This is a genomic window from Halalkalibacter okhensis, assembly GCF_000787375.1.
Lineage (GTDB): Bacteria > Bacillota > Bacilli > Bacillales > Bacillaceae_D > Halalkalibacter > Halalkalibacter okhensis.
Genome location: NZ_JRJU01000001.1, coordinates 325,175 through 349,697, shown reverse-complemented (window position 1 = coordinate 349,697; position 24,523 = coordinate 325,175). Strand labels below are relative to the sequence as shown.

The window sequence follows — 24,523 nt, the reverse complement described above, 5'->3', positions numbered from 1 at the left end:
AAAGAGCAAGAGTCGCAATTAGAGTAGACAACAAGATGTATTGCCTACCGAAAAAGAGCAAGAGCCGCAATAAGAGTAGACAACAAGATGTATTGCCTACCGAAAAAGAGCAAGAGCCGCAATAAGAGTAGACAACGAGCGGTACTGACTACCGAAAAAGAGCAAGAGCCGCTATTAGGGTAATCAACGAGCTACTTGGATACTTTTTTCTTAATGATCATCGCCATATGTATAACGAAACCTGTTAAAAGCCCCAGACAAGTAGAGCCGAGGAATGTCATTAAAATCGTTTGAAAGTCTTGCTCGTATAACTGTGAAGCAGAAAGTAGAAAGAAAAAGACTACGGATAATAAATAGTATGATGCAACTTTTTTCATAAGAATCCCTTCTTAAAATGATTTTTCTATTTACCTATCTAGCGGGCATACCAAAAGTGCAGTAGTTACAGTATAAAAAAGATTCAATGCTACGTCTAGGTTCTAATAAACGAGCTACCCTCATAGTCTACTTATAAAGAGCAAGCCTTTTATTAGGGAAGCTCAGCATAGGGACAACATGAAGAAGGGGGACTTTCGACAATGACTTATAAACTGCTAGCCCTAAACATCGATGGAACCATTTTAAAATCAAATGCGAAAATCACGAAGCAAACAAAGGATGCCATTATGTATGTGAAAGAAAAAGGAGTATATGTTACTCTTGCAACATCAAGGCCATATGCATCTGCAAAGAAAATAGCTAAAGCTTTAAAAGTTGACGGATGTCTGATTACTAGTGATGGAGCTTTTATTGCCCAAGACGCCGATGAACCTATTTTTGTACGTCGAATTAAGGAAGAGAAAGCTCTGCAAGTAGTTGATATTTTAGAAAGGTATGACTGTCACATTCGAGTACTGCATGAAGACTTTTCGATTGGAAATAAAGTGAAACAAAGGAACCATTTAATAGCCAAAATGACGATAGGGGTGGGAGATCCATTATTTTACCCGATTCGCTTTGTAGACTCTGTTTGTGAGCAGCTAATGCAAGAGCCCATTTCACCTCCAAAAGTTCAAGTTCAGTTCTTTAATAAAGAAGATCAAAAACGAGCAATTAGGCAGATTGAAGAAGTGGTTGCTGGGGTTAAAATGTTAGAATCAGCACCAGGTAGATTTGAGATTGTGAGTGTAGGTGTTTCTAAAGCAAGAGGATTACAAACACTCGGGCAATATCTAGGAATAGGTGCAGATGAAATGGTAGCGGTAGGATCACAAAATACCGATGTTGATATGGTCAATCAAGTTGGTCTAGGTGTGGCAATGGGAAATGCGACGGAATCCGTTAAAGAAGTGGCAGATTGGTTAACGCGTTCAAATGAGCAAAACGGTGTGTCCTATATGATACGTGAAGTATTTCGCAAACAATTACGAGTGCAATTATAAATAGAATTAACGTTTAGCATCAACCATTACGGTTGGTGTTTTTTTATTTTTTTAAGAAACTGATATAAAAAGAGTGATTTTTATTGACTTGTAGCTAGAAAAGAATAATATATTAGAAGGTAGTTTTACATTTGTAAAAAATTGTTTATTAGTGAGAGGAGTTAGAAAATGGGGGCAAAAATTAAAGCCGCATTCATGAGATCAAGATTTTTTTTAATAGCGGTCTTTTTTTTATGTGTAAAAACGTATGTACTTTATAAATTTGGATTTCGAATTCAATCGGAGAATCCTTTACAAGAAGTATTGTTATTAATGAATCCAATAAGTTCAGCGGTCTTATTAATAGGGCTTAGTTTATTTTTTAGTGGAAAAGTGAGAAATATAATGGTTGTGGTCTTAAGTACAGTAGGAACATGTATACTTTATTTTAACCTACTATATTTTCGTTTTTTTAATGATTTTCTTACTTGGCCTGTTTTATTTCAAACGAGTAATGCACAAGACATACAAGGGAGTATTGTGGAATTAGTAAGGTGGGCAGATCTCATTTTACTGATTGACATTTTGGTGCTTCTTTATATCCTGTTCAAAAAAGCTGTCCCTTTGCACTTGAGAAGCAACAGAGAGGTTGTCGCTATGCTTGCTATAACCGCGCTTTTGTTTTCCTTAAATGTCAGCGTTGCTCAACTAGAGAGACCTCAATTACTTACAAGAGCTTTTGACAGAGAAATGTTAGTGAAAAATATTGGAATTATGAACTATCATGTATACGATATTTATGTTCAATCTCATTCAAAGGCGCAACGAGTATTCGCGGAGAGCTCTGATATCGATGAAGTCATTCGTTATCGAAACGAGAACTACAAGGAACCAGACGCTGATATGTTTGGCATTGCAGAAGGAAAAAATGTCATACTAATCTCGATGGAATCTATTCAAAGCTTTGTGCTTAATGAAACAATTGATGGAGAAGAAATTACACCGTTTTTAAATCAACTAAAAGAGGATAGCTACTATTTTGATGAGTTTTATCATCAAACAGCGCAAGGGAAAACATCAGATTCCGAATTCTTAGTTGCGAACTCTTTATTTGGTAGAGAGAGTGGGTCTGTCTTTTTTACGCATGCAGGGAATGAGTATAATAGTTTGCCAGAGATTGTGAATGAACAAGGCTATTACTCTACGGTTATGCATGCTAATAATAAAAGCTTTTGGAATAGAGATATGATGTATTTACAATTTGGCTATGACAAGTTCTTTGATATTGCTTCGTATACTGTAAATGAAGAAAATTCAATTGGTTGGGGGCTTAAAGATGTAGATTTCTTTGAACAATCAATTGATTTATTAAAGTCGCAACCAGAGCCTTATTATACAAAGCTTATTACGTTAACGAATCATTTCCCGTTCGAATTAGGGGAAGAAGATAAAATGATTAACGAATTTGATTCTAACAGTGGGACATTAAATCGTTATTTTCCTACAGTGCGCTATATGGATTATGCACTTGAACAATTCTTTGAGCGAGCAAAGGAAGAAGGCATTTATGACGAATCCATTTTTATTTTATATGGAGACCATTATGGAATTTCAGAATATCATCATCGAGCGATGAGCCTGTTTTTGGGGAAAGAAAAATTAACTCCATTTGACCATGTGCAATTACAAAAGGTTCCCATGTTGATACATATTCCAGGGCATGAACCTAAGGTTAGTCATAGTATCTCAGGGCAAATCGATGTAAAACCGACGATTATGCATTTGCTTGGAATTGATACTCGGGAAGATATTCAATTTGGAACTGATTTATTTTCAAAGGAACGCCCATCATTTGCCGTTTTGCGCGATGGAAGTTTTATTACAGATGAATTTGTTTACACGAAGGGATCTTGCTATGAAAAAGCAAGTGAACAGGAAACTCAGCTAGAGAAATGTGAACCGTTCTTTGAAAAAGCAAAATTAGATTTAGGTCTTTCTGATAAAGTCATTTATGGAGACTTGATGAGGTTTTACCAATAAAAGTAGCATGACTTGTTAAAAAATTGGTTGTAACTGTCTTTTGTTTAGCTAATCATTTTGTGATAAGATGAACGTAACAGAGGAGGTGGATGAGATGGTTGAAATTCTGTCAGATATGACGATGGTATGGGTTACGGTTATAATGACTGTTTTGGTTGTTGCGGCGTTTACCAAAGCGAATGTTTTGATGATTGAATGGGAACTGCGAGCAAGTTGGAAGAGACAACATATCCGTATAGACGATCATGCAGAATGGAATTCAAGTCTTATCCAGCCGTCTTCCAAACAGTACCGGCCAAAAATTCCTTCATTGATCGATCATAAAAAAAATGATGATGAAGACCCTATTCTTGTTGTTTTCTAACGAAAAACTGAAAACAACAAGGAGGAACTTTTGTGAAGAAACTAGCTTTATTATTTTTGTTCTTTGGAATCTTAGTGACTATGAGTGCTTGCGGTAGTGTAGATCATGTGCCGATAACAGCTGAAACGGAAGGGATATGGAATCATTTTTTTGTCTATCCCATGTCGTGGCTGTTGATATATGTTGCTGAATTATTTAATGGAAGTTATGGATTAGCTATTGTATTAGTAACAATCGTGGTCAGATTAGCTTTGCTTCCTTTAGTATTAAAACAACAAAAAAGTACTCGTGCCCTACAAACGCTTCGCCCTGAGATGGAGAAGCTACAAAGCAAGTATAAAGAGGCTACGAAAAAAGATCCAAAAAAACAACAAGAGATGCAGAAAGAATTATTCTCTCTTTACCAACAACATGGTGTCAATCCGATGGCGGGTTGTCTTCCGTTATTTGTCCAACTACCCGTGATGATGGCGTTTTACTTTGCGATTATGAGGACAGAGCAAATTGCCTTGCATACGTTTTTATGGTTTGATTTAGGCAATCCTGATCCTTTGTATTTGCTCCCTTTGATTGCAGGGGCAACGACATTTCTGCAAGTGAGAATGTCTGCAGTACAGTTAAATGATCAGATGAAGATCATGATGTATATTATGCCAGTTATGATTATTGTAGCAGGTATGACTTTACCATCAGCTCTTTCATTGTACTGGGTTGTTGGAAATATATTTATGATTGTCCAGACGTATTTCACTGTAACCCGTTTTGAACAACAAACAGCTCAAGTGAGTAAATCTTAAATCGCAGAAAAAGCATAGCATCCGCTATGCTTTTTCTGTGTGAAGACACAAAATATCAGCATTCACCCAATCCTACTTTTTTGAATAGGCTATAACGAAAAGGAGGAGGTAGGATGAGTCACCACCAAAATATGAAAATGCAATGTCAGCAGCATTTACATCAACCAGTGCAATTGCACGTTGGTAATGGCTATGGATATTCAGGAATTATAGAACATGTCGATGACCAACATGTCTATGTCATGGTTCCTGTTGATGAAATGGGACAATATATGGATTTAGCACAATTGATGCAAGGGCCAGATCCACTAGCAATGCTACAACCTAGCCCTAATGATACGGATGCATTTGCGTATCATCCACAAGAATCGATGGCTAGACAAGGGGGAACTGAGAGATATTATCCAGGGTATTATCCACCGTATCCGCCATACCCATACTATCCACCGTATCCGTATTACCCGTATCCTTATGGACCATATCCACGCCCGCGAGGATGGAATCGGATTATCTTGCCACTAGCTGCTTTAACGGCTATTGCGACACTTGTTTAATGTAATTCTCGTAGAAGGAGAAATATAATATGTTGAGTAAGCAATCAAAGTCATTGTGGCTTGGTTGCTTTTTTGTCGGATTACACTTATTTCCGTCACTTTTACCCGGGAAATAGCGAAATCAGAATAGGTTTCCCGAAAACAATCAAAACATGCATGATTATGAGAAAAAGTGTAAATATGTTTGATAGTAGTGGATCTTATACTTGAAACTCGTTTCATCGATTAAAATAAGATACAATATACCTAAGATTGTACTTAGAGTTGTTTTTACAAGGAGGAAACAGATATGGCTGAATATCTAGTCTATTTAGTTGAAGATGAAGAAAATTTGTCTGAAGTGTTAAAAGCCTATTTAGAGAAAGAAGGTTGGACTGTTAAAGTCTTTAACGATGGTGATGCAGCTCGAGATGCTATAATGGACAAACCTCATTTATGGATTCTTGATATTATGCTACCAGGAACAGATGGATATCAATTGCTAAAAGCAGTTAAAGAGGAAACAGATACACCAGTTATCTTTATATCGGCAAGAGATCAAGATTTAGATCGAGTGCTCGGTTTGGAAATGGGAAGTGATGATTATTTAGCGAAACCTTTCTTGCCACAAGAATTAATTATACGAGCAAAGAAATTATTAAATCGAGTTTACGGAGTATCCACTCAAGAACAAAAGAAAATTGAATTGAATCAATATACAATTGACCCGGTTGGCCGTACAGTTGTCGATGAAGAAGCAGAAGGTGAGCAACTGGTCGATTTAACAACAAAAGAAATGGATTTAATCTTGCTTTTAACAGGAGAAGTGGGCAAAGCGTTCTCAAGAGAAAAGATTATTGAACATGTTTGGGGCGAAAATTATTTTGGATCAGAACGTGCAGTGGATGATGTTGTTCGACGTGTACGTAAAAAAATGCCTAGGGTTCATCTTGAAACGTTATACGGATACGGATATAGGATTTTGTCTTCATGATTAAAGTTAATTTGACGCAGCGCATTTGGCTTGCGTTTATCTCGATTATTGTAATAGTTGTTCTCTCCATTATTATTATTTATCCAATTTCAATAAAAGGGACAATGACAGATGAAACGTACCGTATTATTGAACATGAACAAATTAGAAGTGCCTATCCACTACTTGATTTAATCAATCCAAGAAATGAACAAGAGTTTACGGATCGAGACCCAGGAAGAGTGGGACACTTTTTAATTTATGATACATTGGGGCGTGCGACAGAGGGAGCGCCCCCGCCAAAAGAAGTTTTACAGGAAATGGCTCAAAATGCCTATAGACAAGAGGCGCACCGTGGCCGTTATGAAATTCAATATGGCGGTGCCACTGTTTTTTATGTTATTACGAAGGCGCAAATTGATGAGCGACCAGCATTTCATATTTCGTACATGTGGGATACATACCGTGATGAAATGGTTAATCGGCTGTGGGAAAGGTTGCTCTATATCTTGCTGCTAACAAGCTGTTTAAGTTTAATCCCTGCTATTTGGTTGAAGCATTATTTACGCCAACCACTAATAATTTTAGGGAATCATTTAGAGCAAATCGCCAATCGTGATTGGCAAGAACCGTTGAAATGGAAAGGTGATGAAGATTTTCAGCGGTTATCTGATCAGTTTGAAAGAATGCGTCAAAATTTAAATTTATATGATCGTGCCCAGAAGACGTTTATTCAACATGCTTCCCATGAACTGAAAACACCGATCATGGTGATAAAAAGCTATGCTCATTCCGTGAAAGATGGCATTATGCCTAAAAACAACATGGAGCAAACGATGGATGTGATTATTGAGGAAGCAAACAGAATGGAACGTCGTGTCATCGATATGTTGTATTATACGAAATTAGACTCATTGAAAGAAGAGAGTCCAAAGCATGAGGAGCTTGTATTTGGACAAATAGCTTTTCAAATAGAAGAGAGGTTCCGCGTCCAAAGAGAAGATGTGAAAATATTAGTTGAGGGAGCTGAGACCCGCTTCTCTGGTGATGTTGAACAGCTTGAAGTTCTATTAGAGAACTTAGTTGAAAATGCGCTCAGGTACGCCAAAGATACGATATGGATGAAAGCATCTCTAAAGGAAGATCAAGTACTCATAACGGTTGAAAATAATGGAGATTCGATACCAGCACAAGATTTACCGCAGCTTTTCAATCCGTTTTATAAAGGCAATAAAGGGAAGTTTGGACTGGGTCTTGCAATTGTTAAGAGAATTACGGAATTGCATGGAGGGTGTCCTAAAGTTGAGAATACGGAAACAGGAGTGAAGTTTTCTATATCCTTTCCGCAACATGAATTGAAAAAAACGAAAAAGAAATAAAGGCATTTTTTAACCATGTTTTTGGGGTTATCCACTAGGTCGAATCTAGACTTTTTGGATAACCCTATTTCCCTTTTGCTTTAATGAAAACAAATTATGTGATGTGCTATACTAATAGATATGAATAATGTTGAGGTGAATGATATGAGCAAAGGAATACGATTTCAAAAAGTTGGGGATCGAGTAGAAACGTATTACTTAATAAAGTCAGCAGTAAAAGGAGTCGCTAGTAATGGGAAGCCTTTTTTGACATTGATTTTAAGTGATCAGACAGGGGATATTGAAGCGAAATTATGGGGATGTTCTCCTGATGATGAAGCCGCTTTTTGTAGTCAAGTAATCGTTCACCTTCATGGAGAAGTGTCAGAATATCGTGGAAGACTACAAATGAAGATTAGTAGTATCCGGCCAACGACGGCGATGGATCAAGTGAACATCGCTGATTTTGTTCGATCTGCTCCTTTAGCACCGGCAGATATGCTAGAAGAAATTACACAATGTATCTTTGAAATGAAAAACCCTAGTATACAACGTATTACCCGTCATTTATTAAAGAAGCATCAGCAAGCATTTTTAGAAGTGCCAGCTGCTACAAAAAATCATCATGAATTTGTCTCTGGGCTTGCTTACCATGTTGTATCCATGTTAAAAGTAGCAAAAAGCCTGTCTGAGTTATATCCGACTCTTGATACAGACCTCTTGTTTGCTGGGGTTATATTACATGATCTTGGAAAAGTTAAAGAGCTTTCTGGTCCAGTCGATACATCCTATACACTCGAAGGCAAGTTAATTGGTCACATTTCTATTATGGTTAGTGAAATAGCAGAAGCTGCCAAAGAACTTGGGATAGAAGGGGAAGAAGTACTTATTCTTCAGCATTTAATTTTATCTCACCACGGCAAAGGTGAATGGGGAAGTCCAAAAGTACCAGTCATTCGTGAGGCAGAAGTGTTGCATATGATTGATAACATCGATGCTAAAATGAATATGATGGACCGGGCATTAGAGCGTGTTCAACCAGGAGAATTTTCAGAGAGAGTCATGGCGATGGACAATCGCAGTTTTTATAAGCCTAGTTTTCATGAACCGCCATTCGATTTTTAGTTCTAACCTTTGATGCTTGTACATAATCTATAGTAAATGGTACAAAGCATGGAGGGGTAAATATGAAAAATAAACCAAGTAAACGATTTGCATTGATTCTACTAGCCATCCTTGCATTTGGGTTTATCTTAACCCAAACAGCAGTTGGAGCCGTTCTCTTATCAAGTCCTTGGTGGGTTTATTTTGTACTAGCTGGAATTTTGTTAAGTGGATATCTTTCAATTAAATATTCACTTGAAGACAAGCGTACAGAACAAGAATGGATTGAAAACGAAGGTAATATTTATATGCAGCGTCTTGAAGAAGAAAGAGAGCGTCGTAAGATAAGTAAAGGCTAAAATAAGAGAACAATAGGCAGAGAAGCGCGTAGCGGCTTCTCTGCCTATTTTAATAGATAAGAGAGTATATAAACAAAGAACAGAACGCATATGCGGTGTTTCTTAGCAAACGTATGCTGCTCCTACAATAATGAGTAGAATGAACAAGACTACAAGCAAAGTGAAGCCAATGTTATAAGATGGTTTAACCGTACCTGACATGGTGAAACATCCTTTCTAGTGGTTATTTAGGGTTCCCTAGTTTTAGCCTATGCATAGGCGGATGTTTTGTTCTGGGCAAAAGCGGAATTCTAAAAAATTTAAATTTATGTTTTAGAACTCGGAAAAACGGTATAGGACATGGAGTAGAGAAAGTCAATGATGAAAATGATTCCCCACACCATTCCAATGGAGTACATCGTTTCGTTCGCATATGGTGAATGTTTTGCAGTTCCGGATTCAATCCAAGAAAAATTTGTAGCATATTCCACCATTTCACTAAAACTAGACGTTCCGATGCTCCAAAATATAACTTGAACTGTCATAAAAACGAGAAAATGAATGAAAGCACTGATACGGTATTTTCTAGCAATGTATTTCGGATTTTTATTTTGAGCTATTATTGCATAGTCCCTGTTCGTTAATAATTCGACACCTCGGAGTTTTCCTATTTTCTGGCGCATCCATCGATCTAGTCTAAGAAAATCGAATACCCCAAATGTACAAGCATAAATGACAAAGATGGTGATAATTATTTGGAAGGTAGAGATTTCACCAGTTTGTTGATAAACCAATAATCCTAGTAAAGCCTCCATGATTAACAAAGCAATAAAAGCGATGATGAAAAGGAAACTTCCCTTCTGTTTTCCTAAAAAATAACGAAAAAAACCAAATAGCAGTAGAGAAACAACCGAGAGAACTTCTGCTATTATGAAAATTTCCCATTGATATTCTATAAGGATATCCATTTAACCTCCTCCAATCATTTTTGTGTTTGGTTTTCTTTTAAATAGTAGCTTGTGGCTGCTTCGATAAATTCGATGACCTCTGGCTCAATTGGATAAAATCCCGCTTTTGTAGACTCCTCTTGTGATTTTCTAATATTCCAAATTTCATTAGCGAACGCTTCTTCTCCTTCAAATAACTCCTTTTCCTTCTCAAGCATACGCCTAATAATTCGTTGTACTTCAATGGCAGCAATTCCTTTAGACATGTGCCTTTTTATTTGGGCTAGTAAGGATATCCATTCCATTGTATCTGGATCGCCTCTATTGACATTTGGCAGTAAGTCAAGCAATTCTTGTTCTCTTTGATTAAATCGTTTCTTCAAAAATTCTTCTCGCTGGTGTGACTGATCCTCATACATGCGAATGAGTTTCTGTACAGGAACTAAATCAGTCTCCCCGTTCATGGTGAACTCATTCATTAAGCCACGAAGGAGCTGCTCCATGTGTTCTAGCTTTTCCTTTTCTTTTAAAACAAAAATTAACTGATTTTGTAGGCTGCTATACCAATCATGTGTTCCGTTACATAACATCTCATCTATTTCTTGCAAGGAGAATCGTAAAGTCTTTAGAAATTGAATTTGTTGAAGTTTCTTAATTTCAAGTTCCCCGTATAGTCTATGGCCCCCTTGTGTTTTCCCTAGGGGCTTTAAAAGGCCGATTTCATCATAATGTCGTAAAGTACGTACGGTCACGCCGGTTTGTTTAGCCACATCTTTAATTGAAATCATGTCAAACACCTCCATGGTTGTAACGTTATTCATTTACATTATACAAAATGACGTTACGTCACTTTCAAGAGGGAATTAATTGAATGATAAATTGAGATGCATATATAATGCCGTGCATCTTGATATAAAAACAAATTCAAATAGGGGGAAAGGGAGTGGTCCATGAAATAGAAACAAACGACGCAACGGAGACCATTGCGTCGTTTGTTTCATACAGATGTATATTTAGTATCTATTCAGCTGGCTCAGTTCCAAACAAGTTAGAAAAACGAGGATCTTTAATATCAACATTAGCATTTTCAATTAATTCAGCCATCACTTCATCTTGGGACTTGGACTGTTGCTGAATTAAAACTTGTTCAATTTCTTCTATGAAGTCTTCAAACTCGTCTCTTTGGTCTGTCACTTTAATAATGTGGAAACCAAAGTCAGATTCAACAGGCTCACTCATTTCTCCAATTTCTAATGAGAAAGCCGCGTCTTCAAATGGTTCAACCATTTGGCCTCGTCCAAAGAAATCAAGGTCACCGCCACGGGCACCTGATCCTGGATCCGTAGAGTATTCTCTAGCAAGATCAGCAAAGTCTTCTCCAGCTTCGATGCGCTCAATCAAATCATTCGCTGTTTCTTCATCTTCAACTAAAATGTGGCTCGCGCGAACTTGTTCAGAGAATTGTTCTTCATTTTCTTCATAGTAGGATCTGATGTCTTCCTCTGTAATTTCAATACCTTCAGTAGCTAACTTTTGTAATACTAATGGTGGAAGAAGGTATTCAGTAACAAAATCATCTAGAGACTCAACCTCTAGGTTAAATTGGTTTTGAAGAGCATCTAAAATCCCTTCATCATCTTCAATATTATAAGCAGTACGAAATTCATTTCGTAACATGTCTAATTCCTCTTCAATTTCTTCTTCAGGAATTTCAACTGTTTCAATAGCTTGGTCAAGAACATGGTCTCGGATCATTTCTTGAAGGATGGCATCGCCATGTTTTGTTTTTAATTCATCTACAAACTCAGCTTCCGTAATCTCTGTCCCATCTACAATGGCAACGGCTGTATCATCAGCAGCTGTGTCCTCGTTGTTACAAGCAGCTAAAGTAATCATACAAGCTACCCCAATAGCAGTTATTAATCGTTTTTTCACTGTTCTCTCACTCCTTGAGCATCATGCTAGGTCAATTCTTGTCTATTTTATAGACCTTACTATACCATACAATGGGCAGTTAGAGAAATGTTTTCAAGAAGCTGACTAAGGAATTTACCTAACTAGGGCATGAGCCTAGTACGGAAAAGAACTTTTCGCATAGGATAACGTAACAAAGCAATGAGGAGGTGTTATTATGTCTCACGCATACCAAGGAGGATTTGCGTTGATCGTTGTGTTGTTCATCTTATTAGTTATTGTAGGTGCAGCTTGGTTATAATACCAAAAACGACATCTCTTACGGGCGACTTGTAAAGTTTTCAGGTTAAGGAGGGATTATTATTATGTCTCACACTTATAGCGGTGGCTTTGCGCTACTTGTCGTATTGTTTATTTTACTAGTGATTATTGGCGCATCTTGGATGTACTAATAAGAAAGAACGGATAATGGAAAAGAAGAGTGAGGGACTTGGTAAGTCTCTCACTCTTCTTAAGTAAATAAAATCTTTACATATGTGGAAGTCAATAAAATTGTCATAAGGATGTTAATCGTTCGAAATAATTTAGGTTGCTTTTCGGATGGAATTTCACGCTTCAAACATAAAGCATCCGTCATTGAATTAATAACAAATAAAATAAATAGTGCAAATAGTATACTAAAGAAGAGCATGTACGTGCCTCCTGACGAGCAATGATATATAAACTTTATCAAAAATCGGCTAAAAAAGATAGGAGAATGCTTAATTTATTTAGAAAGCAGTTTAAAAATATACTAGTTTGTTATATTTTTAAATAGGGCATATAAATGTAAGGAAGAAAAGAAAGGTGTGGATCAATGGATGAAAAAAAGTGAACAAGCATGGAAAATAGCCTTTCTATCATTACTCAGCTTTGTCCTAATTACGATAATTGTTGCCTTTATGCTAGTTCAACACTACTTTCCGGAGGTTGAAGAACAACACTTTGTCCCACAACAACCAACAGCAGAAGAGGCTACATTTCATATTCATACAAACAAAGCAAAATTGAATTCCCTCATTGCTTTGAAGATAGCAGAAAATCCAGGCGATATTCAATATGTCGTTGAATTATTGGAAGATAGTGTGCAATTCAGGTCCGCATTTCGAATTCTGGGTCAGGAAGTACCTGTGACCATTAATTTTTACCCAACTGTTACACCAAATGGCGACCTACTACTTGAAGTGAGAACTTTTTCGATTGGGATCCTTCATTTACCGGTCGACCAAGTCTTGCAATTGTTAACAAATTATCTTGAATTAGCCGAATGGATTGTTACGTACCCGAGCGAAAAATTAGTTGAAGTAAAAATAACGGAAATACCAATTGATGAAAATGAATCAATGATGTTTCGTTTTCAAACGTTCGATCTCGAACAAGACAAAATTGAGCTAGAAATGATTTTTAAATAAGGCTTTTTCTTATACTTTGTTGTTACCAGAGACCACTTGTTGGCAATACTCCAATTCACCTGCAACGTCATTAGACTTTGTTTTCTCTGGGAATTTCTCTTTCATGTGTGAAAATTCTACACCATTTCACTACGAGAGCAACAATATTTACGAAACAGTTTTAAATAAAAAAGGGTGTCGTCAAAATATTTGTTTTGACGACACCCCGAAGCAATGTGCGAAGCTGTTGCATCTGCCACTTTGTTTCCGTACATTAAAAGACAGTCTCTTTATACGGCTTGTTTAATGAGAATATGAAACCCTTCTTCGTGGTTTTTAATATAACTATCCTTTGGAGCTTTAATTAAATAAGAAGCATATAGAATGTCATAAAAAGCCAAACCGAAATGAATCGAGCTTAATATTGAAATATAGGCAATGTACATCGGAAACATGGCTGAAGCAACGGCTCCTATTGCTGTGATCGTAAATATAGGTGTTAATAAAGCCGTCAAATAAAGGTTTCGGCCTAACGGTTGTGAAATGTGAACGGAAAGAACCGGAATTGGAGCTAACCAATTTGTTTTCAACATTCCTTTCTTTCCACAAAGCCATATAGGTAAAAGATGTAAAATTTTATGAGCAATTAATATGGCTAAAATACTCATTATAAAAAATGGCAAACTGACATTAGGCGACTGTGTAGTCGGTATTAGGCTACTAACAATTAAATAAGAAAATAAAAAAGTAAAAAGCATCGTGCATCCAGAGTACATCATTAGGCGCAACGTACCGTAATCACGGCTTATACGTATAGTTTTCCAGCAGTTCATTGAAGTGCTGCACCTCCTCAATCCACTGAATAATTTACTCCCATTTTTAATAGAAAGCAATAGAATCGACAAAAATAAAATGATTTCGACAATAACAATTTTTATATAGCAAATAGGGTTGGAAAAAACATACCTTTTAAAAAAGCAATTTTAGAAATTACATTTATCATTACACAAAAAAAAGAGTCTAGTGTAAACTAGGCTCCTTCACTTGAATAGTTTGACTTTTCGTCTGATTCTAATTTGGTAAGTCGACCATTGACTTCTTTAAAGTCTTCATCAAATTTGGATAAAGATTGTTCAAATATATCAATAAAGTCAGGTCCATATATATGTCGCAAAATACTTGTTATTTCAGATAATTCGGGGAATTTCCCGTACAAGTCTCTGATGGGCAATGCTCCTTCAAACACACCATACGTATCTGGTTTGTATGTTTCAAGCGTTTGAAGAAATAGATCATGTCCCGCATTGGTTAAACAGACATACGTATTTCGTTTATCATTTTCCTTTTTAGAAAAATGTAACAGACCTCTTTCTTCTAATTTCTTTGAAAAGTTAAAGGCGGTGGATACATGCATAACCCCAAACTTTGCAACATCTGAAATGGAAGCACCATCTAAATGATAAGCAATCCAAAGAATGTGATGCTCATTAATATTAAGATCAAACGGCTTAATCCATGCTTGCCAATCCTTTTCTACAGATTTCCATAATGCTTTGCTTAATTGCGCTACCTTATGACTAAAGATGACTGATTGTTTTAAGGAGCTAGGTAATTGTTGATCCATCTTTCTCCCCCTAGGTATGACGTTAGTAAATGAATGAATCTCCAAAAAAATTATTGTCCGATATTTTTTCTTCTTTACATTATGACAAGGATTGTCATAAAAAGAAAGATTAAAATTAGTGAATTAAAAACTTTTAGAAAATTATCATTGTATTCCTGCTTCAAAGTGTAGAACAATCTAGTCGATTGCGTTTCTAGATTGTTCCACATTTTTTTGAAGAGCTTCAATATCACTTTTTAATTGATTTAATGTAGGTTCTACATCCTTTTTCCAATCATTGAGAGAGTCTTTCATTTCGTTTCCGACGGTTTCAAACGTTTCTTTGCCAATTTTTGCTGTCGTCTTAAGTTGAATAGATGCATTCTTGCTATCTTTCATTAGTTGCTCAAAGCCATTTTGGACTTTTATCGCACTTCCTTTACAGTTTTTGCGTATGTCTTTTCCTGATGTTGGTGTTGTTAAAAGGGTTATAGCGCCAACTATAGTGGAACCAACAAATAAACCTGAAAAAAACGATTTCGAATCCATAATTCGTACCACACCTTTCTTTAACTTGTTCTTAAGTCCCTCTTATTTGCATATAGATCAAGGATAAGGAGGGGGGAAGATGGAAGCACTTATTTTATTAATGGTATCAGTTTGTTTGCTCTCATTGTACGGGCTTATTTATGTGACATTGCGTCTAATTGGCAATGCAGGAAGCTATGAAAAGTCTCAATTCAGAAGTTCTCTTCTTGTGATGTTGGTACTATTGATCATTAGTGGTGTTTCTGCTACTTTTCTCATCATGTCTTAGCAGGTGGTTAGGGGATCATCCTAACCACGTACATGACCTGTTCGATACGAATCCATATACTCTCGAAGGGCTACACAAGCTTCAAGTGGAACCGCATTGTAGGTGGAAGCACGGCAGCCACCAACGGAGCGGTGACCATTTAGTCCAACAAATCCAAGTTCTTTTGCTTTTGCAAGAAACTTCTTGTTATCGTCCTCAGTAGGAAGATTAAAAGTAATATTCATTAATGAGCGTGCATCCTTTTCAGCGTGCCCTCTATAGAAGCCATTGCTTTCATCGATAGCGTCGTATATTAATTTAGCCTTTTCTTTATTCCGCTTTTCAATTTCACTTACACCACCTTGTTCCTTCACCCAAGTAAGTACTTGATTTAGCATGTAAATGGCAAATGTTGGAGGTGTGTGGTAAAGAGAGTTACTATCGGCATGCGTTTTGTAACGCAAAACAGTTGGGACTTGATCAACATTTGCTTCAAGAAGATCGTCTCGAATAATAGCAACGGTCACACCAGAAGGACCTAGGTTCTTTTGGGCACCGGCATAAATAAGTCCAAACTTTTCGATATCAACTGCTCGTGAAAGAATATCACTAGACATATCTGCGATAAGCGGAGCATGATCAATAGTAGGAAAATCCTGCCACTGTGTTCCGAAAATCGTGTTGTTTGATGTTAAGTGAACATAGGCATCGTTTTTATTAAATTGGAAATCGTTTGCAGTCGGAATGGATTGATAGTTTTGGTCTTTCGTTGATGCTGCAATGGCTGTATTTCCAATTATTTTTGCCTCTTTTAACGCTTTCTCAGACCAAGATCCCGTTAAAATATAATTTCCGATTGTTCCTTCTTTTAAAAATTGAAGAGGAATCATGGAAAACTGTAGACTAGCACCACCTTGTAAGAAAAGAACTTTGTATTGATCAGGAATGTTGTAAAGCTCTTTTAACAGATCAATTGCATTTTGATGAACGGCTTCGTAATCTTTGCTACGATGGCTAAGTTCCATAACTGACATTCCAGTTCCATTAAAATTGGTTAACTCAGCTTGTGCTCTTTGTAATACTTCTTTTGGTAACGCAGATGGTCCAGCATTAAAGTTATATACTGCTGTCATGTTCTCTCCACTCCTTTATCTCTTCACCACGTTAATAACATAGATTGTCATTATCGTACCATAACTAAGCAGATAATGAACGGTTTTTTTAGTGTTTTCTGAAAGTTCCTTTAAAAAATGATTCAGATAAGGCTAATCAGAGTCTCTGATTAGCCTTATCTGAATCAGCTTCTTAATGTTTTGAACCAATCATACATAGAAGCTGATATTTCAAGGCCGCTGAAATAGGTGCGAATGTGACCTTTTTCAATGGTCTATTTCAGTGCCCACGATTCTCTTACTTATTTCTTCATAAAAACGGTTATTTCTTTCGCTATTTGCTGTAGATCTTCAGGTTTGTATTCAGCACTATGATCTTTCCATACCGCACCGAATCCGTCACCTTTTCCATAACGTGGAATTAAGTGTACATGGTAATGAAAGACTGTTTGTCCAGCAAGTTCACCATTGTTATTAACGATGTTCAAGCCTTCTGCTTGATACGTTTGTTTAATGGCTCTAGCGATTTTAGGAACAACTGCAAAAATGTGTTTTGAACTCTCTTCAGGTAAATCAAAAAGATCTTGGTGATGAGCTTTTGGAATCACTAACGTATGCCCTTTTGTTACTTGGCTAATATCTATAAAAGCTAGTACATGCTCGTCTTCATAAACTTTGAATGCAGGGATTTCTCCTTGCACAATTTTACAAAAGATACAATTAGAATCAGTCGTCATCAAATCACCCTTCCCATAATTTGTCTAATCTCACTATACATGAGTGCTTGACTGACTTGCAAGTCAGTCAAGCACTCATTAAATTTGAAAAAAGTGTGTCGAAGAAAGCAAGCCTTTGTCATTACACTAGAGAACTATTCTGGACTTTTGGTAAGATAAGGAGGCAAAGGAGTTGTTAACTATGTCAGTTTTAAAAATAGAAGGAATAACGGGTGGATACCATCCGAAGAAGCCTGTCTTACATAATGTTCAATTTCATGTCAATCATTCAGAGATTGTTGGACTAATTGGACTGAACGGGGCAGGGAAGAGTACAACGATTAAACATATATTAGGATTACTCCAACCAGAAAAAGGACAAGTAACGATTGAAGGAAGAACGTTTCAAGATGATGTTAATGAATATCGGCGCTCGTATGCCTATATTCCTGAAACACCCATTCTATACGATGAGTTAACGTTGTGGGAGCACTTAGAGCTGACGGCGCTAGCTTATGGACTTAAGAAAGATGTATTTGAAGAGAGAGCAGAAAAGCTGCTTACTGAGTTTCGAATGGGGAAAATGAAAAAGTGGTACCCGAGTCATTTCTCTAAAGGAATGCGTCAAAAAGTCATGATTATGAGTGCATTCTTAATCGAACCTCCTGTCTACATTGTCGATGAACCAATTGTTGGACTAGACCCAATTGGGATTCAATCGTTTTTAACGTTGTTAAGTGATATGAAAAAGAGGGGAGCAGCTGTTTTAATGTCGACGCATATATTGGCAACAGCTGAACGTTACTGTGATCGCTTTGTCATCTTGCATCAAGGGAAGGTTGTGCTAGAAGGGACTCTAGATGAAATGCGTCACCAATTGCAGCTTCCTCAAGCAACCTTGGATGAAATTTATATTGAAATGACAAAGGAAGAACTCGTATGAATGATGGAATGACGTTATGGAAAGAGCGAGTTAATGCCTATTGGAATATGGCGATACGCTATTTGCGTTTAATCGGGAACAGTGGTTTTTTGTTTACGGTCTATGTGCTGATCATTATAGGGAGCTACTATTATAGTGTGTTTCTCGATTGGTTGCCACAATCATTTCCCGCGGTTTGGGTGTTTGTTGCGGTGTTTGCCCATTTGCTAACAAGAAGTGGTGTTCGAACGTTTGTGAAACCAGCGGATGTCGTTTTTCTTTTGCCATACGAATCAAAACTCGGCGCTTATTTTCAAGCATCTAAATGGTACAGCATTGGGCTGCAAAGTGGAATCATCCTCCTAGCCTTAGTTGTTCTTTCTCCGTTATTTTCGGAGTATTTAGCTGCTGAGGCTGGCAGCTTGTTGCTAGTGTTCGTTCTTTTAATTGCAGCAAAAGGTTGGAATATAATAGCTAGTTTTGAGGAGCAACGTTTTCAAAGTGAGTCAGATAGACGTTCTCATTTTCTATTGCGCGGGATCATAAATCTTGTTTTCACTTATTTGCTTTTTTCCGGAGCTAGCCTGTTATTTGTTCTAGCTATATTCGTAATCATGGCAGGCCTTTATGTGATGTATTATCAGAAACTAGCTAAGAAACTTTCGATTAAGTGGGATCATTTAATTGAAGTGGAGCAAGAAATGTTGTTCTTCTTTTACCGAATTGCGAATGCATTTACAGATGTTCCGCAATTGCGAAATAAAGTGAGGCCAAGGACATACTTGAAGGGGTTTATGCCTATTCTTATCGATTCTAAAAAATCAGTCTATCACTATTTATTTGTGAAATCCTTTATTCGGGCGAACGACTATCTTGGCATTTATGTAAGGCTTGTTCTAATAGCAGCCGTTATTCTTCTTGCTCTCCCTACAGGATGGCTTCAAGTTGTCGTTCTTCTCCTATTTATGCATATGGTCACAACTCAACTATCTACCCTTTGGTATCATTATGATACGAATATGTGGGTTGATTTGTATCCTGTAGAAGATACGGAAAAAACAGGAGCTCTGACACAATTATCCTTCAGATTGCTATTGATTATGACCTCTGTTCTATTAGGAGTATTGCTAGCTTCGTCTTCTCTCTTGGTTGCTGGGGGTGCCCTTATTTTGGGTGGGGTATATAGCTATGTTGGCAGTCATAGACTAATTCATAAAAGAAGAAAACAATAGTCATCATGTTAAAAGGAGAGAGGGATATGTATGAAAAGGAGATTGAAGACGAGTTAAAAAGATGGAAGCGAAAGTTGCAGAAACGACCTTCAATGATGGGACGATATACAAAAGGGTTGCAATCTAAGATGAACAATCTCATTCCTGAAAAGGTTCACTCTGTTGTAACAGCAAGTATAAAAAATATGGTCCACGCAACGCTAGTAGGATCTGAATATACAACAAAAAAACAGCCTGAAGTCGCATTGAGCTTAGAGCAAAGAGAGGAAAAGGTCCATCAAATAATAAAAACGTATAAGCGTACGGCTGCCTTAGAAGGAGCTGGAACAGGGGCAGGAGGAATCTTACTTGGGATGGCTGATTTTCCTTTACTCTTAAGTATAAAAATGAAGTTTTTATTTGACGTTGCTTCTGCCTATGGTTATGATGTGCGAGATTATAAAGAGCGATTGTTTGTTTTGTATCTTTTTCAATTAACGTATGCTAGGGAAGAAAAACGACCAGATTTAATCATACAATTAGAAGAATGGGAAAAGGAAAAGGAAAAACTCCCAGAAAAAGATGAGTATTTAGCTACGTTTGATTGGAAGTCGTTTCAGCTTGATTATCGTGATTACATTGATTTACCCAAAATGCTTCAACTGATCCCGGGGTTTGGTGCGGTGGTGGGAGCAGCTGCTAATTATCGTTTTCTTGACCTGTTAGGAGAAACCGCAATGAATGGATACCGCATAAGGTGGTTGTCGTCATTACCGGAATAAAAAAAACGAGGCTGACTAATCTTAGTCAACCTCGTTTTTTATTTTAGGTTAAATCGTAAATGGTAGGGATTGAGAGATGCGATTTAAATAAGCAGAGATCACAGCAAATTGGCCTGTAAATAGCAAGATCCCTAAAATGACCATAATTCCACCACTTACTTTCTGAATGGTAGGAAGCCACTTATTCAATACCCGGACTTTATTTAAGGAACGGGACCAAAGAAGGGCTACTAAAAGGAATGGAATCCCTAAACCGATTGAATAAATAAATAACATAAATACGCCTGCCCACATCGTGTCTGCTTGGCTAGCCATAAAGAGAATCGACGAAAGGACAAGTCCGATACAAGGGGACCAACCCGTCCCAAATAAAAATCCAAGCAGAACAGAATTAGCAAAACTTGCCGTCTTTTTCGGTTTAACTGATAGCTTTTTTTCACTTAAAAGCATTCGGATCGAGATCACACCCATCATTTGTAAGCCAAAAACAGCGATGATGATCCCACCAATCTGTTCGAAAAGCTGTCTATTTCCTAAGAAAGCTTGACCAATAAATGTGGAAGAAAGACCTAGTAGGAGAAAAACGATTGTGAAACCGAATATGAAGCCAATGCTTCTTGATAAAATTAATTTACGATCAGCGTTTATTTGATTATCAGAAATATTGCTTCCTGTTAATTGAGCCAAATAAGCTGGTACTAACGGGAAAACGCAAGGGGACAAAAAGGAAATCACCCCCGCTAAAAAGGCGAGCCAAATCGAAACTTCAGCCATTCCAAACACATCCTTAAAGTAAAATAAATCTAAAAAACATGTCGATACTACATTTCTATTCTAGTCCATTCCAGATATATGAATCAATTTTTTAACTTGTCTTTATTATAGCTGATTCTTTACAAGGATAATGCCCAATTCAAAAACGTTCACAAAGTAGTAAGATCAGTCTTAAGGCGGAGATGAAACCATTCTACAGGTTGGCTTCAAGATCTCTTTTTTTCCCTACAATAAAAGTAGTTAAGAAAAGGAGGAAATGAAATGAAACGTTCAAGTAAATTCTTTGGTGGAATACTCCTAATTTTTATAGGTCTTAATATTCTTCTTGGAATGATTGGTGTGAATATAGGAGGAATAATTGGCCTACTGGTTGGTGGAGCTCTTCTCTACTGGGGTTATTCCAAATGGCAAGACAAGGGACAGTGGTCTTTTTCAAGTATTATTTTAGTGACATTTGGTGCTTTAATGTTACTTGGGGGGCTTGGCGGAATTGTTAGTCTGTTGATTGGTGCTTTCTTAGTTTATGGTGGCTACAAGCTTATGAAAACAAAGGAAAGTGTTAGTGACGATCATGAGGATGTCAAAGAAAAAACAAAAGCTCATTCGATACAATCGATAAAGAATTTTCGAAGCTAATGAAAGAAGGAGGACAATAACATGCTAGGAACACGAATTAATCAATTAATTAAAGCGTATATAAATGAAGGATTAGAACGAATAGAGGAACCTGCTATTATGGTCAAGCAGTATATCCGAGATGTGAAGGAACAAGTGGAACAAGCCGAACAAGAGGTAAAAAAAGAGGTAGTACGAAAAAAAACATTAGAGCATGATTTAACATTAGCGCGTGAATTGTTCCAAAAGCGAGAAGAACAAGCTCGCATTGCTTTGAAAGCAGATGATGAGGAGCTCGCACGGAAAATATTGTTCAACAAAAAAGAAGTATGGAAGCAAATGAATCAATTTGAAGAAATGTTAGCACAACATGAGGAATCCATTCGTGAAAAAACCTCTAAGCTTGAACAACTCCAAACAAAATACAGTCAATTACAGGAGAAACAGATGGAGTTAATTGTACGAGTTCAAGCAGTAAAAGAAAGTGAAAAAATGAAATCAAATGAAAAAGGAACTGAAACAGAAGAATCTAAAAATTGGAGTGACTTAAATCTAATAGAACCTGAGTGGGAAAAAGAGAGTGAGATTGAGATAGAAATGAATAAGTTAAGAGAACAACTGTAGGAGGTACTTGATTGAACAAGTACGACTAATGTCGGAGGAGGAGTTGTTTCATGCTTCACCTGCTCCCATAAAATATTTCTAAAATATTCTAGGCGAATAACAAAAAGTCTTATATAGTTATAATGTGTAAATGAATGCAAGGAGGGGGAATATGAAGGTGATAGTAGGGATGATATTAATCGTAATAGGTTTAATCCTCTTAATCACGATCCTTTCCTCTCCGTTTTCAAGCTTCTATACTGGAGTAATAGGGAATGGATTGCATCCAATCAACATGTTTAACGACTTAGAGATATTTTAATTCATGAGCACTAAATGAAAGGAGATGGAGCATGAAGAAGCAAACGTTATTTGGACTTATCTTTGTCATCATTGGTTTCAATATTTTGGTTAACACGATGAATCTATCAATAGGAAACTTCATTGCTCCGCTCATTTTCTTTGTAATGGGTCTGTTCTTTTATAAAAGAAACCATAATTTCATTAGTCTCGTCTTTTTTGTTATTAGTGCTAGCATTGTTTTTGATCAATTATTAGGAATGAATTTTATGGGGCTGCTTATCGCGATTGCAGCACTTTATTTTGGCATTCGTTTAGTCCGCTCGCCTAGTAAAGAAAAAGATGATAGCGAGAAGGTGCACGATAAACTCGAAAAAAAGTTAAGAAAAGCAGAGAGAAAGCTCCATAAATTCAATGAAAAAACTCAAGTGGAAGATGAACCAAAACGGACAAAAGATAACAGGACGGTCTTCACACCGACAATGAGAAAGAGCTTAATTGGAGAAGTTCACTATTTAGGAGAAGCGTTTGAATTAAATGACTTAACCATTTGGAATGGCATCGGAGAAGTTCGAATTGATTTATCAAGGGCTATTATTCCTGAAGGTGAAACGGTAATTGTTGTTCAAGCATTAATAGGCGAAGTTGACTTTTATGTACCCGAGGATTTAGCCGTTTCTATCCAAGCTTCTTCTATCATTGGAGAAGTTTCTCTTTTCCATGAAAGCCATGGAGGAATTAATCAACAACTTAGTATCGCATCAAAAGATTATAAACAAGCACCGAGACGAGTCAAGCTTATCTTATCTACTTTCATTGGCGACGTGAAGGTGAGGGCGATATGAGAAAACGTTTAGTAAGCATTCGTTGGCAATTTATCCGCCATAGTATCATTGTAACTTTTATTTTGGCCTTTCTTTTGCTCTTTCTTATGACCTATGACGAATCTCGTGGCTTACTTTTAGTATTTGATCGTCAACTGATGGGGATGCCGCTCTTTTTTTGGGTACTCATTGTTATTGTCATTACCGGAATGATCGGCGGTTATATTCAAGCAGATCCAATCAGGAAAAGAATTGATCAATTAGGACATGGCGCACTTAGGTTTGAGCGAGGAACATTTACTCATAGGGTGGAAGTCGAAGGGGCAGATGAAATAGCCGAGCTTGCCAAGCGATTAAATGGAATGGCTCAAAACTTTGAAGAGCAAGTTGCCTCCTTGCAGCGTTTATCTAGCGAACGCGCTGCGATGCAGGAGACAGTCAAAAAAGCAGCGGTATCAGAAGAGCGTCAGCGTTTAGCAAGAGATTTGCATGATGCGGTGAGTCAACAGCTGTTTGCGATTTCTATGATGACGGCCGCCATAAAACAAACAATGATACAGACATCTGATCCAAGTGTGGAACAAGTAAAGATGGTTGAAAAAATGGCAAATACGGCTCAAGCCGAAATGCGCGCATTGCTTCTTCACCTAAGACCTGCACATTTGGAAGGAAAAAGTTTAAAGGATGGTATTCACCAATTATTTAATGAGATGCAAGATAAGTATGGGATGGATGTCACGGTAACGATTGAAGAGAATATGATGATCCCAAAAGGAATAGAAGATCAAATTTTTCGAATGGTACAAGAAGCCATCTCGAATGTTTTGCGGCATGCCAAAGCAACACAACTAGAGCTCCAGCTTAGGCAAACGAATCAAGATCTAAAAATAAAGCTTATCGATAATGGTGTTGGGTTTGACGTGAAAAATGTCCAGAAAAACTCTTATGGCTTACATACGATGAAAGAAAGGATGACTGAAATCGGCGGTACGCTTCAGATTGTTTCAGTTTCCAATAAAGGAACACAAATTGAAGTAAATATCCCCATTGCATGGAAGGGTGAGTGA

At 37.1% G+C, this 24,523-nt stretch carries 33 protein-coding genes; 21 read left to right on the top strand and 12 right to left on the bottom strand.

Translation table 11 applies throughout. The annotated features are described in order from the left end of the window. Positions 1-191 precede the first annotated feature (191 nt). Positions 192-377, bottom strand: a complete 186-nt coding sequence (locus LQ50_RS01785; protein ID WP_034625362.1) for a hypothetical protein — start codon at positions 375-377, stop codon at positions 192-194. Between the two features lie 201 nt (positions 378-578). Between LQ50_RS01785 and LQ50_RS01780 the strand changes: the two genes are divergently transcribed. The 9 genes from LQ50_RS01780 to LQ50_RS01740 all read left to right on the top strand — a co-directional run bounded on the left by LQ50_RS01780 (position 579) and on the right by LQ50_RS01740 (position 8,928). After that, entirely contained in the window at positions 579-1,421 is an 843-nt protein-coding gene (locus LQ50_RS01780; protein ID WP_034625360.1) for a Cof-type HAD-IIB family hydrolase, read from the top strand. Between the two features lie 168 nt (positions 1,422-1,589). Further along, the gene (locus LQ50_RS01775) at positions 1,590-3,440 is read left to right on the top strand and encodes an LTA synthase family protein (RefSeq protein ID WP_237563617.1); all 1,851 of its coding nucleotides are present in this window, start codon (positions 1,590-1,592) and stop codon (positions 3,438-3,440) included. Positions 3,441-3,534: 94 nt separating this feature from the next. Further along, positions 3,535-3,804 carry a hypothetical protein gene (locus LQ50_RS01770; RefSeq protein ID WP_034625357.1) on the top strand — a complete coding sequence of 90 codons (270 nt, stop codon included), beginning with the start codon at positions 3,535-3,537 and terminating at the stop codon, positions 3,802-3,804. An 80-nt stretch (positions 3,805-3,884) separates the two neighbouring features. Then, a complete protein-coding gene (gene yidC / locus LQ50_RS01765) occupies positions 3,885-4,601 on the top strand; it encodes a membrane protein insertase YidC (protein ID WP_052144523.1) in 717 nt (238 codons plus the stop codon). 113 nt (positions 4,602-4,714) lie between these two features. After that, entirely contained in the window at positions 4,715-5,155 is a 441-nt protein-coding gene (locus LQ50_RS01760) for a hypothetical protein (protein WP_034625352.1), read from the top strand. Positions 5,156-5,444: 289 nt separating this feature from the next. After that, complete coding sequence (locus LQ50_RS01755) at positions 5,445-6,128, top strand: response regulator transcription factor (protein WP_034625349.1); 684 nt, start codon at positions 5,445-5,447, stop codon at positions 6,126-6,128. Next, entirely contained in the window at positions 6,125-7,486 is a 1,362-nt protein-coding gene (locus LQ50_RS01750; RefSeq protein ID WP_034625346.1) for a sensor histidine kinase, read from the top strand. Before LQ50_RS01755 ends, LQ50_RS01750 begins: the two co-directional genes overlap by 4 nt. 144 nt (positions 7,487-7,630) lie before the next feature. Then, on the top strand, positions 7,631-8,590 hold the full coding sequence (gene yhaM, locus LQ50_RS01745) for a 3'-5' exoribonuclease YhaM (protein WP_034625343.1): 960 nt from the start codon (positions 7,631-7,633) through the stop codon (positions 8,588-8,590). A 62-nt stretch (positions 8,591-8,652) separates the two neighbouring features. Further along, a complete protein-coding gene (locus tag LQ50_RS01740; RefSeq protein WP_070808101.1) occupies positions 8,653-8,928 on the top strand; it encodes a sporulation YhaL family protein in 276 nt (91 codons plus the stop codon). A 102-nt stretch (positions 8,929-9,030) separates the two neighbouring features. Here the strand turns inward: LQ50_RS01740 and LQ50_RS24760 are convergent, their stop codons facing one another. The 4 genes from LQ50_RS24760 to LQ50_RS01725 form a co-directional block, all read right to left on the bottom strand. Next, positions 9,031-9,129, bottom strand: coding sequence for a YjcZ family sporulation protein (locus LQ50_RS24760; protein WP_084138581.1), 99 nt, complete (start codon positions 9,127-9,129; stop codon positions 9,031-9,033). 104 nt (positions 9,130-9,233) lie between these two features. Further along, a complete protein-coding gene (locus LQ50_RS01735) occupies positions 9,234-9,875 on the bottom strand; it encodes a hypothetical protein (RefSeq protein ID WP_034625340.1) in 642 nt (213 codons plus the stop codon). A gap of 14 nt (positions 9,876-9,889) precedes the next feature. Continuing rightward, a complete protein-coding gene (locus LQ50_RS01730; RefSeq protein ID WP_034625338.1) occupies positions 9,890-10,642 on the bottom strand; it encodes a MerR family transcriptional regulator in 753 nt (250 codons plus the stop codon). Positions 10,643-10,874: 232 nt separating this feature from the next. Next, positions 10,875-11,789 carry a peptidylprolyl isomerase gene (locus tag LQ50_RS01725; protein WP_034625335.1) on the bottom strand — a complete coding sequence of 305 codons (915 nt, stop codon included), beginning with the start codon at positions 11,787-11,789 and terminating at the stop codon, positions 10,875-10,877. 196 nt (positions 11,790-11,985) lie between these two features. Between LQ50_RS01725 and LQ50_RS26475 the strand changes: the two genes are divergently transcribed. Then, complete coding sequence (locus tag LQ50_RS26475) at positions 11,986-12,069, top strand: YjcZ family sporulation protein (RefSeq protein WP_081939220.1); 84 nt, start codon at positions 11,986-11,988, stop codon at positions 12,067-12,069. Between the two features lie 64 nt (positions 12,070-12,133). Further along, positions 12,134-12,220: a YjcZ family sporulation protein gene (locus tag LQ50_RS01720; protein ID WP_034625333.1), complete on the top strand. Its 87-nt coding sequence runs from the start codon at positions 12,134-12,136 to the stop codon at positions 12,218-12,220. A gap of 59 nt (positions 12,221-12,279) precedes the next feature. Here the strand turns inward: LQ50_RS01720 and LQ50_RS01715 are convergent, their stop codons facing one another. Then, positions 12,280-12,459: a hypothetical protein gene (locus LQ50_RS01715; RefSeq protein WP_034625331.1), complete on the bottom strand. Its 180-nt coding sequence runs from the start codon at positions 12,457-12,459 to the stop codon at positions 12,280-12,282. 169 nt (positions 12,460-12,628) lie between these two features. On the opposite strand from LQ50_RS01715, the gene LQ50_RS01710 reads away from it, so the two are divergent. Beyond that, positions 12,629-13,219 carry a YpmS family protein gene (locus LQ50_RS01710; protein WP_152608137.1) on the top strand — a complete coding sequence of 197 codons (591 nt, stop codon included), beginning with the start codon at positions 12,629-12,631 and terminating at the stop codon, positions 13,217-13,219. A gap of 269 nt (positions 13,220-13,488) precedes the next feature. On the opposite strand, the gene LQ50_RS01705 is transcribed toward LQ50_RS01710, so the two are convergent. The 3 genes from LQ50_RS01705 to LQ50_RS01695 all read right to left on the bottom strand — a co-directional run bounded on the left by LQ50_RS01705 (position 13,489) and on the right by LQ50_RS01695 (position 15,350). Continuing rightward, positions 13,489-14,031: a DUF3267 domain-containing protein gene (locus LQ50_RS01705; RefSeq protein WP_034625326.1), complete on the bottom strand. Its 543-nt coding sequence runs from the start codon at positions 14,029-14,031 to the stop codon at positions 13,489-13,491. Between the two features lie 197 nt (positions 14,032-14,228). Then, complete coding sequence (locus tag LQ50_RS01700) at positions 14,229-14,822, bottom strand: HTH-type transcriptional regulator Hpr (RefSeq protein WP_034625324.1); 594 nt, start codon at positions 14,820-14,822, stop codon at positions 14,229-14,231. Positions 14,823-14,999: 177 nt separating this feature from the next. Further along, a complete protein-coding gene (locus tag LQ50_RS01695; RefSeq protein WP_034625321.1) occupies positions 15,000-15,350 on the bottom strand; it encodes a YtxH domain-containing protein in 351 nt (116 codons plus the stop codon). Between the two features lie 79 nt (positions 15,351-15,429). On the opposite strand from LQ50_RS01695, the gene LQ50_RS01690 reads away from it, so the two are divergent. Beyond that, positions 15,430-15,618, top strand: coding sequence for a hypothetical protein (locus LQ50_RS01690; RefSeq protein ID WP_034625318.1), 189 nt, complete (start codon positions 15,430-15,432; stop codon positions 15,616-15,618). Between the two features lie 20 nt (positions 15,619-15,638). Here the strand turns inward: LQ50_RS01690 and serC are convergent, their stop codons facing one another. After that, the gene (gene serC / locus LQ50_RS01685; protein WP_034625315.1) at positions 15,639-16,730 is read right to left on the bottom strand and encodes a 3-phosphoserine/phosphohydroxythreonine transaminase; all 1,092 of its coding nucleotides are present in this window, start codon (positions 16,728-16,730) and stop codon (positions 15,639-15,641) included. A 281-nt stretch (positions 16,731-17,011) separates the two neighbouring features. Further along, positions 17,012-17,446: an HIT family protein gene (locus LQ50_RS01680; protein ID WP_034625312.1), complete on the bottom strand. Its 435-nt coding sequence runs from the start codon at positions 17,444-17,446 to the stop codon at positions 17,012-17,014. Between the two features lie 181 nt (positions 17,447-17,627). Here LQ50_RS01680 and LQ50_RS01675 point away from each other — a divergent pair, with 181 nt between their 5' ends. Genes LQ50_RS01675 through LQ50_RS01665 form a run of 3 tightly spaced genes read left to right on the top strand, consistent with a single transcriptional unit; the run spans position 17,628 to position 20,340 of the window. Further along, on the top strand, positions 17,628-18,368 hold the full coding sequence (locus LQ50_RS01675) for an ABC transporter ATP-binding protein (RefSeq protein ID WP_034625309.1): 741 nt from the start codon (positions 17,628-17,630) through the stop codon (positions 18,366-18,368). Next, positions 18,365-19,579 (top strand): ABC transporter permease, encoded by a 1,215-nt coding sequence (locus LQ50_RS01670; RefSeq protein ID WP_034625306.1) that lies wholly within the window; start codon positions 18,365-18,367, stop codon positions 19,577-19,579. The genes LQ50_RS01675 and LQ50_RS01670 overlap by 4 nt, the downstream gene beginning before the upstream one ends. Positions 19,580-19,605: 26 nt before the next feature. After that, positions 19,606-20,340, top strand: coding sequence for an EcsC family protein (locus tag LQ50_RS01665; protein ID WP_034625303.1), 735 nt, complete (start codon positions 19,606-19,608; stop codon positions 20,338-20,340). A gap of 48 nt (positions 20,341-20,388) precedes the next feature. On the opposite strand, the gene LQ50_RS01660 is transcribed toward LQ50_RS01665, so the two are convergent. Continuing rightward, positions 20,389-21,114, bottom strand: a complete 726-nt coding sequence (locus LQ50_RS01660) for a cytochrome c biogenesis CcdA family protein (protein ID WP_034625302.1) — start codon at positions 21,112-21,114, stop codon at positions 20,389-20,391. Between the two features lie 261 nt (positions 21,115-21,375). Between LQ50_RS01660 and LQ50_RS01655 the strand changes: the two genes are divergently transcribed. The 5 genes from LQ50_RS01655 (at position 21,376) to LQ50_RS01640 (ending at position 24,523) form a co-directional block, all read left to right on the top strand. After that, a complete protein-coding gene (locus LQ50_RS01655; RefSeq protein ID WP_034625299.1) occupies positions 21,376-21,750 on the top strand; it encodes a LiaF transmembrane domain-containing protein in 375 nt (124 codons plus the stop codon). A 21-nt stretch (positions 21,751-21,771) separates the two neighbouring features. Beyond that, positions 21,772-22,353 carry a PspA/IM30 family protein gene (locus LQ50_RS01650; RefSeq protein WP_034625297.1) on the top strand — a complete coding sequence of 194 codons (582 nt, stop codon included), beginning with the start codon at positions 21,772-21,774 and terminating at the stop codon, positions 22,351-22,353. A gap of 151 nt (positions 22,354-22,504) precedes the next feature. Further along, entirely contained in the window at positions 22,505-22,654 is a 150-nt protein-coding gene (locus LQ50_RS25295) for a hypothetical protein (RefSeq protein WP_161784646.1), read from the top strand. Positions 22,655-22,685: 31 nt separating this feature from the next. Then, complete coding sequence (gene liaF, locus LQ50_RS01645; protein WP_034625296.1) at positions 22,686-23,477, top strand: cell wall-active antibiotics response protein LiaF; 792 nt, start codon at positions 22,686-22,688, stop codon at positions 23,475-23,477. Beyond that, complete coding sequence (locus tag LQ50_RS01640) at positions 23,474-24,523, top strand: sensor histidine kinase (RefSeq protein ID WP_034625293.1); 1,050 nt, start codon at positions 23,474-23,476, stop codon at positions 24,521-24,523. The genes liaF and LQ50_RS01640 overlap by 4 nt, the downstream gene beginning before the upstream one ends.